Raw genomic sequence first — 15,758 nt, forward strand, 5'->3', positions numbered from 1 at the left:
CCAAATGCGGCCGGTCGACTGCGTTCCGATTGCCTTTGGAGGGCGCGCTTTATACCATAGCGCCCCTTTGAAAACAACGAGTTTTGCTGCTTCGGCGCATGGCTCGCACCCCACTCTCACGCGGGCACGCTGGCGTTATGGCCGTATCGATCAAGACTACCGAAGAACAACAGAAGATGCGTGAAGCCGGCGCCGCCGCCGCGTCCGTGCTCGTCATGCTCGAGCCCTACGTCAAGCCCGGCGTCTCCACCGACGAACTGAACCGCATCTGCCACGAATACATCGTCGGCACGCTCGACTGCATTCCGGCGCCGCTGCACTACGGTGGCGGCGGCGGTCGCCCGCCGTTTCCGAAGTCGATCTGCACCTCGGTCAACCACGTCGTCTGCCACGGCATTCCCGGCCCCAAGGTACTGAAGAAAGGCGATGTCGTGAACGTCGACATCACCGTCATCAAGGACGGCTTTCACGGCGACACCAGCCGCATGTTCTACGTCGGCGAGCCCAGCATCCTCGCCCGCCGCCTCGCCGAAACCACGCACGAGGCCATGATCGAAGGCATCAAGCTCGTGAAGCCCGGCACGCGACTGGGCGACATCGGCGCGGCGATCCAGAAATACGCGGAAACGCGCGGCTTCTCGGTGGTTCGCGAGTATTGCGGCCACGGCATCGGCCGCATCTTCCACGAGGATCCGCAGGTGCTGCACTACGGGCGCGCTGGCACGGGTCTTGAACTGGTCGAGGGCATGACGTTCACGATCGAACCGATGATCAACGGCGGCAAGGCGGACGTGAAGCTGCTGCCGGATGGCTGGACCGTGGTCACCAAGGATCATTCGCTGTCGGCACAGTGGGAGCACACCGTGCTCGTCACCGGCGACGGCTACGAGGTCATGACACTGCGCGACGGGGCAATGTGATGGGCGCCGAAATCGATCTGGCGGACGAAGAAGCCGCCGGCATCTTCAGCGCGCACCGCATCCGCTCGCGCCTGGCGCACGGCGGGCATTCGATCGCCGCCTTCCGCGAAACCCTGAAATGGGGCAGCGAGCGCCTGAACAGCCTGTTCCACGAAGGCATGCCGGCCGATTCGCTGGTGCATGCCCGCTCGCATCTGGTCGACGAGGTGCTGCGCACGTCCTGGCAGAAATTCCTGCCGGATTCGGCAAGCGGACTGGCACTGGTCGCGGTTGGTGGCTACGGTCGCGGCGAACTGCTGCCGCACTCGGACATCGACATCCTGCTGCTGCACCGCGATGGCGCGCTGGAACTGCACCGCACCGCACTGGAGCAGATGACCGCGTTCGGCTGGGATATCGGCCTGGAAGTCGGTCAAAGCGCACGCACCGTCGAGGAGTGCGTCGCCGAAGCCGAAAAAGACATCACCATCATCACCAACCTGCTGGAGGCACGCCTGCTGACCGGCGACGCCGACCTGTTCCGCGCCATGCAGGATGCGCTGACACCGGACAAGCTGTGGCCGGTCAAGGCGTTCTTCGAAGCCAAGAAGGCCGAGCAGCAGAACCGTCACCGCAAGTACGACGATACCGGCTACAAACTGGAACCGAACGTCAAGGAATCGCCGGGCGGCCTGCGCGACATCCACACCATCGGCTGGGTCACCAAGCGCTACTTCGGCGCACAGACCCTGGGCGAACTGCGCGAGCGCGGCTTCCTGACCAAGCAGGAATGCGACGAACTGTTTGCCGGCCAGGATTTCCTGTGGCGTGTGCGCTTTGCCCTGCACATGCTGACCGGCCGTCACGAGGACCGCCTGCTGTTCGACCACCAGATCAAGGTGGCAGCGCTGTTCGGCTACGAAGACGACGATCACAATCGTGCGGTCGAGCAGTTCATGCAGCTCTACTACCGCACGATCAAATCGCTGTCCTGTCTCAACGACATGCTGCTGCAGCTGTTCGAGGAAGCGATCATCCAGCCGCAGCCGGGTGTCGAGCCGATCGCGCTGAATCCGCGCTTCCAGGTTCGCGGCGGCTACATCGAGGCGCGCACCGATGACGTCTTCCAGCGCCACCCCTGGGCCCTGATCGAAATCTTCCTGCTGCTGCAGCAACATCCGAAGATCGAAGGCATCCGCGCCCAGACCTTGCGCCTGATCCTGCGCGACGGCCGCCTGATCAACGACCACGTGCGCCAGTCGGTACAGGCCCGCACGCTGTTCATCGAGATGTTCCGCGAAGGTCGCGGCCTGACACGCAATCTGCGGCGCATGAACCGCTACAACGTGCTCGGCCACTATCTGCCGGCGTTCGGCCACATCGTCGGCCTGATGCAGTACGACCTGTTCCACACGCTGACGGTGGACGAGCACATCCTGTACGTGGTGCGCAACGCGCGCCGTTTCGCGATGCAGCGCTTCCGCCAGGAATTGCCGTTCTGCAGCCAGGTCATGGATCGCCTCGCCAAGCCGGAGTTGCTGTACCTGGCCGCGTTCTGGCATGACATGGCCAAGGGCCGCGGCGGCGACCACTCCGACATCGGCGCCGACGAAGCCGAGCGTTTCTGTCTCGATCACGGCCTGTCGCACGGCGACGCGGCGCTGGTGCGCTGGCTGGTCAAGAGCCATCTGCTGATGTCGCTGACCGCGCAGAAGCAGGACCTCAGCGACGATGCGGTGATCGCCGAATTCACGCGCGCGGTCGGCAGCCGCCAGCGACTCGACTACCTCTACCTGCTGACCTGCGCCGACATCCGCGGCACCAATCCGGCGCTGTGGAACAACTGGCGCGATTCCCTGCTCAAGGAGTTGTACAACCTTGCGGCGCGCTCCTTCGAGCGCGGCATCGACAACCCGCTGCAGGCCGAGGAACGCGGCAGCGAAATCCGCAGCAAGGCGCTCGTCCTGCTGGCGGCCCAGGGGGTCGGCGCCGAACAGGCCGAAGCCGAATGGAAGCGCTTCGAGGACGACTACTTCGTCCGCCAGTCCGCCGAGGAGCTGGCCTGGCATCTGCCGCCGGTGATGGCGGTGCAGGAGCAGGATCTGCCGCTGGTACTGGTCGCGACCATCGGCGGCCGTGGCACCAGCGTGTTCATCTACACCCGTGATCGCGATCACCTGTTCGGCCTGTCGACCGGCGTGCTGGCGCGACTCGGCCTCAACATTCTCGACGCCCGCCTGCACACGACCGCCGACGGCTTCGTGCTCGACTCCTACGTCGTCATGGAAGGCGACAACACGCCGATCACGCAGCCGGTCCGCTTCGAGGAAATCCGTACCGCGTTGCGCAAGGTGCTGAGCGATCCGGAAGTCTCGACGATCGATGTCAACCGTCGCGTCTCGCAACGCCTCAAGCATTTCAACACACCGACCCACGTGCATTTCAGCCAGGACGACACGCGCGGCCGGACCATTCTCGAACTGGTCACCGCCGACCAGCCCGGCCTGCTGTCGATCATCGGCCGCGTGTTCCAGAAGCGCGGCATCCTGCTCAACGCCGCCAAGATCGGCACCATCGGCGAACGCGCCGAGGACGTCTTCTACGTTACCGATCGCATGCACCGGCCTATCGTCGATGACGGCACCCTGCACGATCTGCGGGAAGTCCTCGTCCGCACGCTGGACCGGGATACCGCATGAATCAATCTGCTGCGCGGGCCGATCCCGCAAGGGCGATGCTCGCCGTACCGTAGTGCGCCTGCGCGTCGCCCTTGCGACCTCGACCCTGCTCGCGACGATTGCTTCACGCGATATCAAGCGAGCAGATTCCCTCACTCAAATCAGAAAAACTAGAGACATGACCACTCTTCAGCAACAAATCGAAGCCGCCTGGGAAACCCGCGACAACTTCGACAAGAACAACGGCGAGACCCGTGCCGCGATTGAAAGCGCGGTCGCCTTGCTCGATTCCGGCGCCGCGCGCGTCGCCGAGCCGGGCGCGTCGGGCTGGCAGGTCAACGAGTGGCTGAAGAAGGCGGTGCTGCTGTATTTCCGCCTGCACGACAACGCACCGATCGCGATGGGCGGCCTGCTCGGCTACGACAAGGTGCCGCTGAAATTCGCGAGCTGGAGCGCCAGGGAATTCGTCGAACAGGGCGCGCGCGTGGTGCCGCCGGCGGCCGTACGCAAGGGCGCCTACATCGCGCCGAACGCGATCCTGATGCCGTCCTACGTCAACATCGGCGCCTACGTCGGCCGCGGCACCATGGTCGACACCTGGGCAACGGTCGGTTCCTGCGCGCAGATCGGCGCCAACTGCCACCTGTCGGGTGGTGTCGGCATCGGCGGCGTGCTCGAACCGCTGCAGGCGTCGCCGACGATCATCGAGGACGACTGCTTCGTCGGCGCACGCTCGGAGATCGTCGAAGGCGTGATCGTCGAGAAAGGCGCGGTGATCTCGATGGGCGTGTTCATCGGCCAGTCGACGCCGATCTACGATCGCGAGGCCGACACCGTCTCGTACGGACGGGTACCCGCCGGCGCCGTGGTCGTCGCCGGCTCGCTGCCGAAGAACGGCGGCAAGTACAACCTCAACTGCGCCGTGATCGTGAAGCGTGTCGACGAAGGCACGCGCAAGAAAGTCGGCATCAACGCCCTGCTGCGCGACCTGTAGGCCGCGGCGCGCAGCGCGATCAATCCGATGGCTGATCGCGCTGGGTCGTGACCGCGCGAGCAGCCGGCACGGCCTGCTCCGGCTCCAGCTCGCCGATGCGCAGATAGCGCGTCGCCAGCTGGATCTCGCGCAGGAAACACAACAAGCCGCAGATCAGCGACAGCACCGACAGAATGAACAGGCCGGCGATCACCGGCGCCAGGTTCCAGCGCGAGAACGTGCCGACGAACAGCACCACGATCACGCTGCTGATGAGCAAGGCACAGCCGATGCAGCAGGCGATGGCGGCACTGGTCAGGCGTGCACGCGCGGCCAGATGGCCGAGGCCCTTGCGCAGACCCGGTCCGCGGCCGGGTGCCGCCGCCCCCAGCTCGGCCTCGAGCTTGCGCGCACGATCGACGATGCGCGCAAGGCGGTTGGTCAGCACGCCGAGCATCGCCCCCACGCCGCCGAGCAGGAACACGGGGGCAACCGAAACCTGAATCGTGTGGGCAATCGCCGCGACCTGCGTTTCTTCCATGTCTGCCTTCCGCGTGGACCGGCCCATTATCCATGAGCGCATCCGCGCGCGGCGGTCACGCTCGCGGCCGGTTAAAATCACGACCTCGACCTGGATTTCCCGACATGGCTGACGATGCTGCGCCGCAAGCGGTGCTCGACCTCACCTGCGCGCTGATCGCGCGCAGATCCCTGACGCCGGACGACGCCGGCTGCTGCGCATTGATCGGCGAGCGCCTCGCCGCGCTGGGCTTCGCGCTGGAGTGGATCGACGCCGGTGGTGTCACCAATCTCTGGGCGACCTGCGGCAGCGGCGCGCCGCTGACCATCCTCGCCGGCCATACCGATGTCGTGCCGCCGGGATCGCGCAAGGACTGGCTCAGCGATCCTTTTGTCCCGGAAATCCGCGACGGCATGCTGTACGGGCGTGGTGCCGCCGACATGAAGTCGGGACTGGCGGCGATGGTGGTCGCCGTCGAACGCCTGCTTGCACAAGGCGAGCCGCGCGGCACCCTCGCCTTCCTGATCACCAGCGACGAAGAAGGCAGCGCCCTCCACGGTACGCGCCACGTGGTCGAAGTGCTGAAGGCGCGCGGCCTGGTTCCGGACTATGCGATCGTCGGCGAAGCCACTGCCGCGGAGTCCTTGGGCGATCGCATCACGATCGGCCGCCGCGGCTCGCTCGGCTGCAATCTGCGCGTGTTCGGCAAGCAGGGCCACGTCGCTTATCCGGAAAAGGCCGACAACCCGATTCACCGGCTCGCGCCGGTGCTGCTGGAACTGACGACCACGGTCTGGGATCAGGGCAACATGCATTTCCCGCCGACCTCGTTCCAGGTCTCGAACCTGCACGCCGGCACCGGCGCCAACAACGTGATTCCGGGCGATGCCGAGCTGGTCTTCAACTTCCGCTTCTGTACCGAATCCACCGCCGACGACCTCAAGGATCTGGTGCACGGCATACTCGACCGGCACGGCCTGCGCTACGAGGCCGACTGGTGGCTCAGCGGAGAACCGTTCCTGACCCGCGAAGGCGCGCTGATCAAGGCCGCGCAGGCGGCAGTGGCCGACGTCACCGGCCTGACGCCGGCGCTGTTCACAGGTGGCGGCACGTCCGATGCACGTTTCCTTGCGCCCTGGGGCGCGGAGACCATCGAAATCGGCCCGGTCAACGACAGCATTCACAAGATCAACGAACACGTGCTGGTGGCCGACCTCGATCGCCTGTCACGCATCTATCAGGGCGTGCTCGAGCGCCTGTCGTGAGCGACGGACTGCTGCCGCCCGAAACGCCAGCCGACGTTCCCGGACCGGACGCTTTCAAGCCGCATTGGCTGCTGCGCAATTCGCAACTGCAGTCGATCCTCGCAACCAAGAGTCCGCGCCGCCGTCGCTGGCTGAAACGCGACGCTCGCATGGAAGCCAGCGCCCGCCATCAGCTGCTCGATGCCGGCGATGGCGTGCGACTGGGCGGCTATCACTCGCCGCAGCCGGGCGGCAGCGCGGCGCGTGGCCTGGTCGTGCTGATTCACGGCTGGGAAGGCAGCCACGAGTCCAGCTATCTGTATTCGATGGCCTGCAGCGTCTACGCCGCCGGTTACAGCGTGCTGCGACTCAACCTGCGTGATCACGGCAGCAGCCATCATCTCAACCGCGAGTTCTTTCATTCCGCGCGCATCGACGAGGTACTTGGCGCGATCGCATCGGCGCAGCGCCTGGAAGCGGCACTGCCGCTGTACGTGCTCGGCTTTTCGCTGGGTGGCAATTTCGCGCTGCGCGTCGGCCTGCACGGCCCGGCCGCCGGCGTCCGGCCGCGACTGGCGATCGGCATCTCGCCGGCCATCAATCCGCGCGCGACGATGCAGGCGATCGACGACGGCCCCGCCATGTTCCGCTGGTACTTCTCGAACAAGTGGCGCAAGACCGTGCGTGCGAAAAAGGCGGCCTGGCCCGATACCGACATCAGCGGCCTGCTCGAGGGCGCCAATCTGATGGCGATCACGACGACGTTCGCCGAACGACACACCGAATATCGCGCGCTCGACCCTTACTTCGCGCAGTACACGCTCGATCACGAAGCCCTGTACGCGTCGCCGACGCCGCTGGCGATCATCACCGCGCGCGACGATGCCGTCGTGCCGATCGACGATTTCGTCGGTCTGCGCGCGCAGCGCTCACTGATTGCCTGCGAGCTGACACGCCATGGCGGACACTGCGGTTTCATCGAGGATTTCAGTCTCGGCTGCTGGACCGAGCGACGCGTGCTGCAATTGCTGGCGAACGATCGCGGCGTCTGAACATCGCCGATGCGTACGGCTCAAGGCATTGCCGTACAGGGATCGGGGTCGGCATTCACCAGCGCCGCGTTCTCCCGGGTGACACTCTGCCAGGCAATCTCCTGCAACTGCACGGCAAGATTCTGCGCGAGACCGAGGCTGGTCGCCGCCTGCTCGCCGCCACCCAGCGTCCGCACATCGACGGCAGTGATCTGCTGAAACAGCACCAGCGCCGCCAGATAGGCGCCTTCGACGCTGGGGTGATAGCGATCCGGCGAGCTGATCGCCGGGTCGTTGACCGATTTGATGCCGTACCACAAGGACGGCAGTCCGGAACTTCCGGTGTACGGATTGGCTTCCGCCACGCCCTGCGTCCAGGCGCGCTGCCAGGCCTCGCCGACCGGCGCGACGGCGCGGATTCCACCGGCCAGCGCCGCCGCACGATAGTAGGCGTCGTGATAGGCATTGTCGAGCCTCTCCAGCGCCGCCGCATAGTCGGTGTCGAAACCGGCCTGCGACGGATCGCCGGCCAGCGAGCGGGCGGCATCGGCGCGCGGCCAGGTCTCGTAGAGATAGATCGCGGCCGTCGGCGCGACAGCGTGCACGTCCCGCTCCAGCGTCTGGACCGAGTTGCAGAAGCCGGCCGGATTGCTGTTGCCGCCGTCGGCGAGTCCGGCCGGCAGGGGCTTGGTGCTCTGCTCCTGCAGTACCACGCTGTCCCACTTCGGATCGGCGATGACATCGAGCGCCGCGTTGATGTGCGTCTGCAGCGTCGCCGACGAGATCGTCTCGATATGCACGTCGTAGTCGAGACCCGCTTCCGCTGCGAACTCGGCAAACAGACCGGGAATGCCGCCGTAGGGACCAACCTCGTTGTCCTCGGCACGCGCGCCACGCGCCGCTTCGTTTTCGTCGACGACGAGCGTCGAGCCGCCGACCGGCGCCGCGCTGCCGCCACTGTTGTACTGGCGCACCGGTGCGTAGCGGCCGTGCGTGAAGCTGTTGCCGACGAACAGGATGTGCTGCTGAGCGGCGTCGACCACCGACGTGTCGCTGTTCTGGTCCGAAGCACCGCCGGTACAGGCGCCGAGCGCGAGGCTGAGCACCAACGGCAGCCCAGACGGGAGCCATCTGCAAGTCGGCATGATCGGAACGCAGGTGAGGGAGAGGCCTGCGATCCTAGAGGGCCGCCCGCCGCCGTCCTATAACACCTTGGAGTTATGCTTCCGTTCGAACCCGCCGCCGCCGCTCAGGCAAGCTTTGCACGCTTGACCGCCGCGGACACCAGCGACGGCACCCAGCGTTTGAGATAGATCGCGATCTTTTCACGGCCGACGTACAGCTCCTCGGCATCGCGCGCGACACCGGCCCAGATCTGCTCGGCACAGCGCATCGCGTCCATGCCCTTGTCCTGGGCCGCGTCCATGCGTCCGTGGCGGCCGCCGTCGGCGGTGATCGCGTTGCGCGACACGTCGGTGCGGATGAAGCCCGGACAGACCAGCGTGAAGCGGATGTCGTCGCGCCACAGCTCGGCGCGTGCCGAATCGAAGAACCCGTGCAAGGCGTGCTTGGCAGCCGCGTAGCCGGTGCGCAGCGGCGTGCCCATCTTGCCGACCACGCTGCTGATCACGACGATATGGCCGCTGCGGCGACGCTGCATGTCGCCGATCAGGGTCTTGGTCAGCGCCACCGGTGCAAAGAAGTCGAGTTCGAGGATGCGACGATAGACGTCCATCGAGGTATCGACCAGCAGACTGCGCTGCGAGATGCCGGCGTTGTTGACGAGCACGTCGATCGGCCCGAACGACGCTTCGGCATCACGCCGCGCCTGTTCGGCATCGAAGCAGGTCAGGTCGAGCGGCAATACCGCAACCCGATCCGGATGCGCGCAAGCCGCGCGTACGCGTTCGAGCTCGTCGGCCCGGCGCGCCGAGAGCACCAGCCTGGCTCCGCGCCGGCTCGCCGACAAGGCCATCGCCTCGCCGATGCCGCTCGAAGCGCCGGTGATCCAGATCGTTCTGCCCGCGATATCCGTCATGTGGCACCCCGGCGTTCCCTGCAATGGCGATGCGCGAGTCTGCCATGACGCCAGCCGGATCAGGCGCAAAACAAAGCGCCCGCTCCGTTGCGGGAGCGGGCGCCTGCGAGACCCTCGCGTCTCAGGCGGCGTTCTCGAGCGTGGCGCCGATGCGCAACGACGCCGCGCCACCGACTCCGATCTGTCAGCTCAGCGACGCCTGATAAATGCCTTCGATCGCAGCGTCCAGTGCCGTGTTGAACTCGGCGTCGGACATCTGCGCGGTGAGGCCTTCGGTCAGCGCGCGGCTGAAGCTGGCGATCACGCCCTTGTTCCTGGCGAGGATGGCGTTGGAGTCGGCACGCGAATAACCGCCGGACAGCGCGACCACGCGCGTCACCTTCGGATGCTTGACCAGCGCATCGAACTTGCCGACGACTTCCGGCAGCGTCAGCTTGAGCATGACCGAGACGCCGGCCGGCAACACGTCGAGGCGTTTGAGCAGGCCTTCCACCAGCAGGTCTTCGATCTTGGCCTTGTCGGCCGACTTGATCGAGACTTCCGGTTCGATGATCGGCATCAGGCCGGCATTGAAGATCTGCTGGCCGACCTCGAACTGCTGATCGAGAATGGCATCGATGCCCTTCGGATTGGCTTCGTCGATCACCGAACGCATCTTGGTGCCGAAGATACCCTTGGTGCTGGCGCGCTTCAGCAGCGCATCCAGGCCCGGGTTCGGCTTCATCAGCTGCACGCCGTCGGCGGCAGCGGCCAGACCCTTGTCGATCTTCAGGAACGGCACCACACCCTTCTTCTTCCACAGGTAGTCGGCAGCCGGCAGGCCGTCGAACTCGCGATCCATGGTCATCTCGAACAGGATGGCGCCGAGCACGCGCTGCCCGCTGAACGCCGGGCTGCCGACGATGCGGGCACGCATGGCATGGACGAGATCGAACATCTGCGCTTCACCGCTGTAAGCGGACTCTTCGACGCCGTAGAGCTTGAGCGCCTTCGGCGTGCTGCCGCCGCTCTGATCCAGCGCGGCAATGAAGCCCTGGCCCTTGGCGACTTTAGCCAGTTGTTCCTGATTCATTCATGCACTCCTGATGCGATGCGTGTGGGATTCGAGCAGTAATTTGGCGCGGGATGGTATCAGGATGTACGTCGCGACACACAGCTGCGCACAGCACTTTCCGGTAGAATCGCCGCCGCCCGGAGAGATGGCAGAGTGGTCGATTGCGGCGGTCTTGAAAACCGCTGAACCGCAAGGTTCCGGGGGTTCGAATCCCTCTCTCTCCGCCACAAAACAAAAAGGCCGACTCAATATCGGGCTGTCGTTTGCCGGATGGAGGCGGGAGCGCGATGCGCACGCGCGGCGACACCCGGCCCATCGGGGGAATCCCTGTCGGTCCGCCATCAGACACGAGAGCCTGGCCGGGTGACAACGCTCGCCGGTCCTGATTTTCGGAACAGCATTGTTCGCACGGAACGAGCACCCTATAATTCGCGCCCCTCGCCGGGATAGCTCAGTCGGTAGAGCGACTGATTCGTAATCAGTAGGTCGCAGGTTCGATTCCTGTTCCCGGCACCATCTCCGCCCACGGCGTGATGCAGAGAAAACAGAATGCCCCGCCTGCGCGGGGTTTTTTGTGGCCGCTCGAAGCCGAGCAATCCATCAGTCCGGCCAAACGGACAGCCGACGCCGGGGCCGGTCTTTCGTTTTGCGGCAGAGAGCCGGGTTCCCCTGACGGGCCGGACGCTGCCGCGCCTTCGAATCCCGCCCTCGCTTTGGCACCTCGCAAAACAAAAAAGCCGACATCGAGTCGGCTTTTCCGTTTTGTGGCGGAGAGAGCGGGATTCGAACCCGCGATACGGGGTAAGCCGTATACACGCTTTCCAGGCGTGCTCCTTAAACCGCTCGGACATCTCTCCGTAAATCGAAGGGCGGCGATTATAGCCGCGACCGCTCAGGACTTGCCCGCTTCGGTTGCCTGCTTCGGCGCAACTTCCTCGCTGGTCGCCGGGGATTCGGCCGGCGCCACCATGTGCGGCGGCACGTCGAGGCATTCGTAATGCGTACCGCCCTTGGCATCGGCCACCTTGACACCGAAAGGCACCGGCTGTGCCGGCTGCGGCGGAATGTGCAGTGCCGAAGGCGAGTCGGGCACGGTCAGTCCGGGAATCGCGCCGGGTGTCGGCAGAGTCTCCGCAGTCTGATAGGCCTGCTCGCCTTCGCAACGCTTGGTGTTGCTGCAGCCGGCGAGCAGAGCGCCCCCAACCAGAACGCTGGCAATGACGAGGCGCATCAGATCGCTCCGCCGGTGCGCAGGGCGGCGCGCACGACGTCCTGGTTTGCGGAGTCCATCGCGACCAGCGGCAGACGCAGACCGGCGGGAATCTTGTTCATTTCGTTGAGTGCCCACTTGACGGGAATTGGATTGGGTTCCACGAACAGATGCTTGTGCAGCGGCTGAAGTTCCGCATCGATGCGCTCGGCCCTGGCGCGGTCGCCGGCGAGCGCGGCCGCACAAAGCTCGTGCATCTTGCGCGGCGCGACATTGGCCGTCACCGAAATGTCGCCATGACAGCCGAGCAGGATCGATTCGCAGGCGGTCGCATCGTCGCCGCTGTAGATCGCGAAATCACGCGGCAGGCCGAGCGCCAGCAGCTCGTTGATGCGCTCGATCTCGCCCTTGGCTTCCTTGAGGCCGATGATGTTCTTCAGCTTCGCCAGCCGCGCGACGGTCGCGGGCTGCATGTCGCAGCCGGTACGGCCCGGCACGTTGTAGAGAATGATCGGAATGTCGACCGCTTCGGCCACCGCCTTGTAGTGGCGATACAGGCCTTCCTGCGGCGGCTTGTTGTAGTAAGGCGTTACCAGCAGCGCGGCATCGGCACCGGCTTCCTTGCCTGCCCGCGTCAGTTCGATGGCTTCGGAGGTCGAGTTCGCGCCGGTGCCGGCAATGACCGGTACGCGCTTCTTCGACAGCTTGACGACACGGCGGATGACTTCGATGTGCTCGTCGACATCGAGCGTCGCCGATTCGCCGGTCGTGCCGACCGCGACGATGCCGTCGGTGCCTTCCGAGATATGCCATTCGACGAGCGCCGACAGGCTGTCCCAGTCCACCGCACCGTCCGGGAACATGGGAGTAACGATGGCAACGATGCTGCCCTTGATCATGCGCTGTGCGAAAACCGGATTTGCGGGGGGCGCAAGTATAGCGGCTGCATCTGCCGTGGCGAACTGGCCGTCTCGCCAGCGGCTGACGCCGCCCGGCCGCGGCCACTACAATAGCGAGCTAATCCGCCGTGCAGCACTCATGTCCGCCAACGATAACCTGCTCACCGTCTCCGTCATCGGCAAGCCCAAGGGCAATGTGCCGCTGGAGCTTTTCAAGGCGATCCGCGAACGCGGCGGTGAAGTCGAGGACTGCCGGATCGCGCAGATCGGCGATCGGCTGACCGCCAACCTGCTGGTGTCCGGCAACTGGAGCACGCTCGGCCGGCTGGAGACGGCCCTGCCGGGAATCGCCGAGAAGCTCGAACTGCAGGTTCGTTTCGAGCGCTGCGAGCTGCGCCCGGTCAACCCGGAGTTCCGGCCCTACGCGGCGGAAGTGATTGCACCGCAGGACCCGAACCTGCTCGTCAACATCCTCGAGTTCTTCCAGCACCAGGATGTCGAGGTCGTCGAAATCTCGACGCAGAAGTACCAGTCCACCTACACCGGCGCCGACATGGCGAACGTGCAGATGGTGCTGCACGTGCCGGTCAACCAGCATCCGCAGGCACTGCGCGAGTCGTTCATGGACCTGTGCGACGACCTCAATGCCGACGGCATGCTCGATCCGATCAAGACCTGAGATCGCACCATGAAAGTCGGCGACAAGCTCCCGGACCTGCAACTGGCTGCCAGCGGCGGCCGGACCGTCGCGCTGCGTTCGCACAAGCAGCCGCTGGTGATCTATTTCTATCCGAAGGACAACACGCCGGGCTGCACGCAGGAAGGCCAGGATTTCCGCGACCTGCACGCGCAGTTCGTCAAGGCCGGTGCCGTGGTGTTCGGCGTTTCGCGCGACAGCGTGAAGTCGCACGACAATTTCGCCGCCAAATACGAATTTCCATTCGTGCTGCTGTCGGACGGCGACGAAGCGATGTGCAAGGCTTTCGACGTCATCAAGGAAAAGAGCCTGTACGGCCGCAAGTATCTGGGCGTCGATCGCAGCACGTTCCTGTTCGATGCCAGGGGTGTGCTGAAGCGCGAGTGGCGCGGTGTGAAGGTCAAGAACCACGCGGCCGAAGTGCTCGGGGCCCTGCGCGAAATCTGATTTTCCGGCGCTGCGAGCGTTCGTCACAGTAGCGGGAATCGGCGTCGCTGAAAAGCACTTTTTTCTGCAGCCCGGCTGCGCTAGATTGGGGTCGGTCGCCGGCAGCTCGGCGTGGCGTTTCCAGCCTCAGCAGCACCTCAAAATCATCAAGCACCGCTTCAGCGCAAGCCGATCCCGCCGGGTTCCCAACGGAGCCGGCCGGTCTTCCCTTACGACACCAGACAGCACCGTGAGCTCCGGTCACGCGTGCAGGGCCTCCCATTGCCGATGAGCAAGCGCAAGATCTTCGTCCTCGATACCAACGTCCTCCTTCACGATCCGTCCTCGCTGTTCCGTTTCGAAGAACACGATTTGTTCATTCCGATGGTGGTGCTCGAAGAACTCGATGCCGCCAAGAAGGGCACCAGCGAAATCGCCCGCAATGCGCGTCAGGTCAGCCGTTTCCTCGACGAGATGATGCATGACAAGAATCATGCGCAGATCGAAAAGGGACTGCCGCTGCCGGGCACACGCGCCAACGGCAACGGCCACGGGCATGGCAAGAGCGACGAGCCGGCCACCGGCAAGCTGTTCTTCCAGACCCGGCCGACGGAAGCCGTGCTGCCCGGCCTGATGCCCGGCAACAAGCCGGACAACAGCATTCTGATCAACGCACTGGATCTGCAGACCAAGCATCCGGGACGGCATGTCGCGCTGGTCAGCAAGGACATCAACCTTCGCATCAAGGCGGCGATCGTCGGCGTCCATACCGAGGACTATCACAACGATCAGGTCCTCGACGACCTCGATCTGCTGTACACCGGCTACAAGGAGCTGCCGGGGGACTTCTGGCAGACGCACGGCGAGAAGATGGACAGCTGGCAGGACGCGCGTGGCCGCGCCTGCTACCGGATCAGGGGTCCGCTCGCGAAGGACTGGTACGTCAACCAGTTTCTCTACATCCCGGACGACGACAACGACAAGGGCCTGGAACTGATCGTCAGCAAGGTCGAGGATTCGATGGCCGAGCTGCGCGTGGTACGCGACTACCGCGCCGCCAAGACCAGCGTCTGGGGCATCCACGCCAAGAATCGCGAACAGAACTTCGCGCTGAACCTGCTGCTCGATCCGGACGTCGATTTCGTCACCGTGCTCGGCACCGCCGGCACCGGCAAGACCTTGCTTACCCTGGCAGCGGGTCTCGCGCAGACCATGGACGAGCAGCGTTATCGCGAAATCATCATGACCCGTGTCACTGTGCCGGTCGGCGAAGACATCGGCTTCCTGCCGGGCACCGAAGAGGAAAAGATGGCGCCGTGGATGGGTGCGCTGATGGACAACCTCGAAGTGCTGACGCAGAACGGCTCGGGCGGCGACTGGGAGCGTCAGGCAACCAATGACATTCTCGCCAAGCGCATCAAGATCCGCTCGCTGAACTTCATGCGCGGCCGTACCTTCCTGAACCGCTACATCATCATCGACGAGGCGCAGAATCTGACCGCCAAGCAGATGAAGACGCTGATCACGCGCGTCGGCCCCGGCTCGAAGATGATCTGTCTCGGCAATCTCGGCCAGATCGACACGCCATATCTGTCGGAAACCACCTCCGGCCTGACCTACGTCGTCGACCGCTTCCAGGGTTGGCCGCACGGCGGTCACGTCACGCTGGCGCGCGGCGAACGTTCGCGCCTCGCCGCCTACGCTTCGGATATTCTCTAGGGCTGACCACACCATATTCGACGGAGACGCCGGGATGCTCGGACGCCTGGGGAAATCAATGAAGGAAGGCGCGCTTGCGGTGGCGCTGCGTGCCTACGTGAACGATCGCTTCAAGGAATACGGCGAGGTGCTCGATTGCCAGGTCGACACCAAGGAAAACCGCCTGACGTTCCGCGTCATGCTGCGCGGCGAGAAGGAGCCGGCGAGCGCGTCGATCGATCGCTACGAGATCGAGAACGAAGGTGACGATGTCTACCTGAAGCTGCGCAGCTTCTCCACGTCGCGCGAATGGATCACCTTGCTGTTGAACCAGCTGCTGGCCGGCAAGCGCTTCAAGATTCCGTCGAAGGTCGCCGGCCTGCTGTAAAGC

Annotated in this window: 15 protein-coding genes and 3 tRNA genes; 11 read left to right on the forward strand and 7 right to left on the reverse strand. The window is 64.8% G+C overall.

The genetic code is table 11. The features are described from left to right. Positions 1–137 precede the first annotated feature (137 nt). The 3 genes from map to dapD all read left to right on the forward strand — a co-directional run bounded on the left by map (position 138) and on the right by dapD (position 4,571). Entirely contained in the window at positions 138–920 is a 783-nt protein-coding gene (gene map / locus G7Y85_RS02185; protein ID WP_166251077.1) for a type I methionyl aminopeptidase, read from the forward strand. Further along, positions 920–3,598, forward strand: coding sequence for a [protein-PII] uridylyltransferase (gene glnD / locus G7Y85_RS02190; RefSeq protein WP_166251079.1), 2,679 nt, complete (start codon positions 920–922; stop codon positions 3,596–3,598). The genes map and glnD overlap by 1 nt, the downstream gene beginning before the upstream one ends. A gap of 157 nt (positions 3,599–3,755) precedes the next feature. Next, positions 3,756–4,571: a 2,3,4,5-tetrahydropyridine-2,6-dicarboxylate N-succinyltransferase gene (dapD, locus tag G7Y85_RS02195; RefSeq protein ID WP_166251081.1), complete on the forward strand. Its 816-nt coding sequence runs from the start codon at positions 3,756–3,758 to the stop codon at positions 4,569–4,571. 19 nt (positions 4,572–4,590) lie between these two features. On the opposite strand, the gene G7Y85_RS02200 is transcribed toward dapD, so the two are convergent. Next, on the reverse strand, positions 4,591–5,091 hold the full coding sequence (locus G7Y85_RS02200) for a DUF2721 domain-containing protein (RefSeq protein WP_166251083.1): 501 nt from the start codon (positions 5,089–5,091) through the stop codon (positions 4,591–4,593). A 104-nt stretch (positions 5,092–5,195) separates the two neighbouring features. Between G7Y85_RS02200 and dapE the strand changes: the two genes are divergently transcribed. Next, entirely contained in the window at positions 5,196–6,335 is a 1,140-nt protein-coding gene (gene dapE / locus G7Y85_RS02205) for a succinyl-diaminopimelate desuccinylase (protein ID WP_166251085.1), read from the forward strand. Beyond that, entirely contained in the window at positions 6,332–7,366 is a 1,035-nt protein-coding gene (locus G7Y85_RS02210) for a YheT family hydrolase (protein WP_166251087.1), read from the forward strand. The genes dapE and G7Y85_RS02210 overlap by 4 nt, the downstream gene beginning before the upstream one ends. A 20-nt stretch (positions 7,367–7,386) precedes the next feature. Here the strand turns inward: G7Y85_RS02210 and G7Y85_RS02215 are convergent, their stop codons facing one another. The 3 genes from G7Y85_RS02215 to G7Y85_RS02225 form a co-directional block, all read right to left on the reverse strand. After that, complete coding sequence (locus G7Y85_RS02215; protein WP_166251089.1) at positions 7,387–8,451, reverse strand: hypothetical protein; 1,065 nt, start codon at positions 8,449–8,451, stop codon at positions 7,387–7,389. Between the two features lie 143 nt (positions 8,452–8,594). Beyond that, entirely contained in the window at positions 8,595–9,383 is a 789-nt protein-coding gene (locus G7Y85_RS02220) for an SDR family oxidoreductase (protein ID WP_166251091.1), read from the reverse strand. Positions 9,384–9,567: 184 nt separating this feature from the next. Continuing rightward, positions 9,568–10,455: a fructose bisphosphate aldolase gene (locus tag G7Y85_RS02225; RefSeq protein ID WP_166251093.1), complete on the reverse strand. Its 888-nt coding sequence runs from the start codon at positions 10,453–10,455 to the stop codon at positions 9,568–9,570. A 121-nt stretch (positions 10,456–10,576) separates the two neighbouring features. On the opposite strand from G7Y85_RS02225, the gene G7Y85_RS02230 reads away from it, so the two are divergent. Further along, positions 10,577–10,664, forward strand: a tRNA-Ser gene (locus G7Y85_RS02230). A gap of 213 nt (positions 10,665–10,877) precedes the next feature. Further along, positions 10,878–10,953: transfer RNA gene (locus G7Y85_RS02235), tRNA-Thr, on the forward strand. A 249-nt stretch (positions 10,954–11,202) separates the two neighbouring features. Here G7Y85_RS02235 and G7Y85_RS02240 read toward each other — a convergent pair. The 3 genes from G7Y85_RS02240 to dapA form a co-directional block, all read right to left on the reverse strand. Further along, positions 11,203–11,294: transfer RNA gene (locus tag G7Y85_RS02240), tRNA-Ser, on the reverse strand. A 35-nt stretch (positions 11,295–11,329) separates the two neighbouring features. Next, entirely contained in the window at positions 11,330–11,668 is a 339-nt protein-coding gene (locus G7Y85_RS02245; protein WP_166251095.1) for a hypothetical protein, read from the reverse strand. Then, positions 11,668–12,546: a 4-hydroxy-tetrahydrodipicolinate synthase gene (gene dapA / locus G7Y85_RS02250; RefSeq protein WP_166251097.1), complete on the reverse strand. Its 879-nt coding sequence runs from the start codon at positions 12,544–12,546 to the stop codon at positions 11,668–11,670. The genes G7Y85_RS02245 and dapA overlap by 1 nt, the downstream gene beginning before the upstream one ends. A gap of 139 nt (positions 12,547–12,685) precedes the next feature. On the opposite strand from dapA, the gene G7Y85_RS02255 reads away from it, so the two are divergent. From G7Y85_RS02255 to G7Y85_RS02270, 4 genes are all read left to right on the forward strand, one after another. Beyond that, a complete protein-coding gene (locus G7Y85_RS02255; RefSeq protein ID WP_166251099.1) occupies positions 12,686–13,225 on the forward strand; it encodes a glycine cleavage system transcriptional repressor in 540 nt (179 codons plus the stop codon). Positions 13,226–13,234: 9 nt separating this feature from the next. After that, positions 13,235–13,690, forward strand: coding sequence for a peroxiredoxin (locus G7Y85_RS02260; protein ID WP_166251101.1), 456 nt, complete (start codon positions 13,235–13,237; stop codon positions 13,688–13,690). Between the two features lie 267 nt (positions 13,691–13,957). Then, positions 13,958–15,388, forward strand: a complete 1,431-nt coding sequence (locus G7Y85_RS02265) for a PhoH family protein (RefSeq protein ID WP_166251103.1) — start codon at positions 13,958–13,960, stop codon at positions 15,386–15,388. A 58-nt stretch (positions 15,389–15,446) separates the two neighbouring features. After that, the gene (locus tag G7Y85_RS02270; RefSeq protein ID WP_166251105.1) at positions 15,447–15,755 is read left to right on the forward strand and encodes a hypothetical protein; all 309 of its coding nucleotides are present in this window, start codon (positions 15,447–15,449) and stop codon (positions 15,753–15,755) included. Positions 15,756–15,758: the final 3 nt, after the last annotated feature.

The organism is Solimonas terrae (genome assembly GCF_011067135.1).
Classification (GTDB): Bacteria; Pseudomonadota; Gammaproteobacteria; order Nevskiales; family Nevskiaceae; genus Solimonas; species Solimonas terrae.

Coding starts and splice junctions, on each gene's coding strand:
- G7Y85_RS02270 (WP_166251105.1), top strand. CDS start 15,447: ATGAAGGAAGGCGCGCTTGCGGTGGCGCTGCGTGCCTACGTGAACGAT.
- glnD (WP_166251079.1), top strand. CDS start 920: ATGGGCGCCGAAATCGATCTGGCGGACGAAGAAGCCGCCGGCATCTTC.
- dapD (WP_166251081.1), top strand. CDS start 3,756: ATGACCACTCTTCAGCAACAAATCGAAGCCGCCTGGGAAACCCGCGAC.
- G7Y85_RS02220 (WP_166251091.1), bottom strand. CDS start 9,383: ATGACGGATATCGCGGGCAGAACGATCTGGATCACCGGCGCTTCGAGC.
- G7Y85_RS02260 (WP_166251101.1), top strand. CDS start 13,235: ATGAAAGTCGGCGACAAGCTCCCGGACCTGCAACTGGCTGCCAGCGGC.
- map (WP_166251077.1), top strand. CDS start 138: ATGGCCGTATCGATCAAGACTACCGAAGAACAACAGAAGATGCGTGAA.
- G7Y85_RS02225 (WP_166251093.1), bottom strand. CDS start 10,455: ATGAATCAGGAACAACTGGCTAAAGTCGCCAAGGGCCAGGGCTTCATT.
- G7Y85_RS02245 (WP_166251095.1), bottom strand. CDS start 11,668: ATGCGCCTCGTCATTGCCAGCGTTCTGGTTGGGGGCGCTCTGCTCGCC.
- G7Y85_RS02200 (WP_166251083.1), bottom strand. CDS start 5,091: ATGGAAGAAACGCAGGTCGCGGCGATTGCCCACACGATTCAGGTTTCG.
- G7Y85_RS02265 (WP_166251103.1), top strand. CDS start 13,958: ATGAGCAAGCGCAAGATCTTCGTCCTCGATACCAACGTCCTCCTTCAC.
- dapE (WP_166251085.1), top strand. CDS start 5,196: ATGGCTGACGATGCTGCGCCGCAAGCGGTGCTCGACCTCACCTGCGCG.
- G7Y85_RS02255 (WP_166251099.1), top strand. CDS start 12,686: ATGTCCGCCAACGATAACCTGCTCACCGTCTCCGTCATCGGCAAGCCC.
- dapA (WP_166251097.1), bottom strand. CDS start 12,546: ATGATCAAGGGCAGCATCGTTGCCATCGTTACTCCCATGTTCCCGGAC.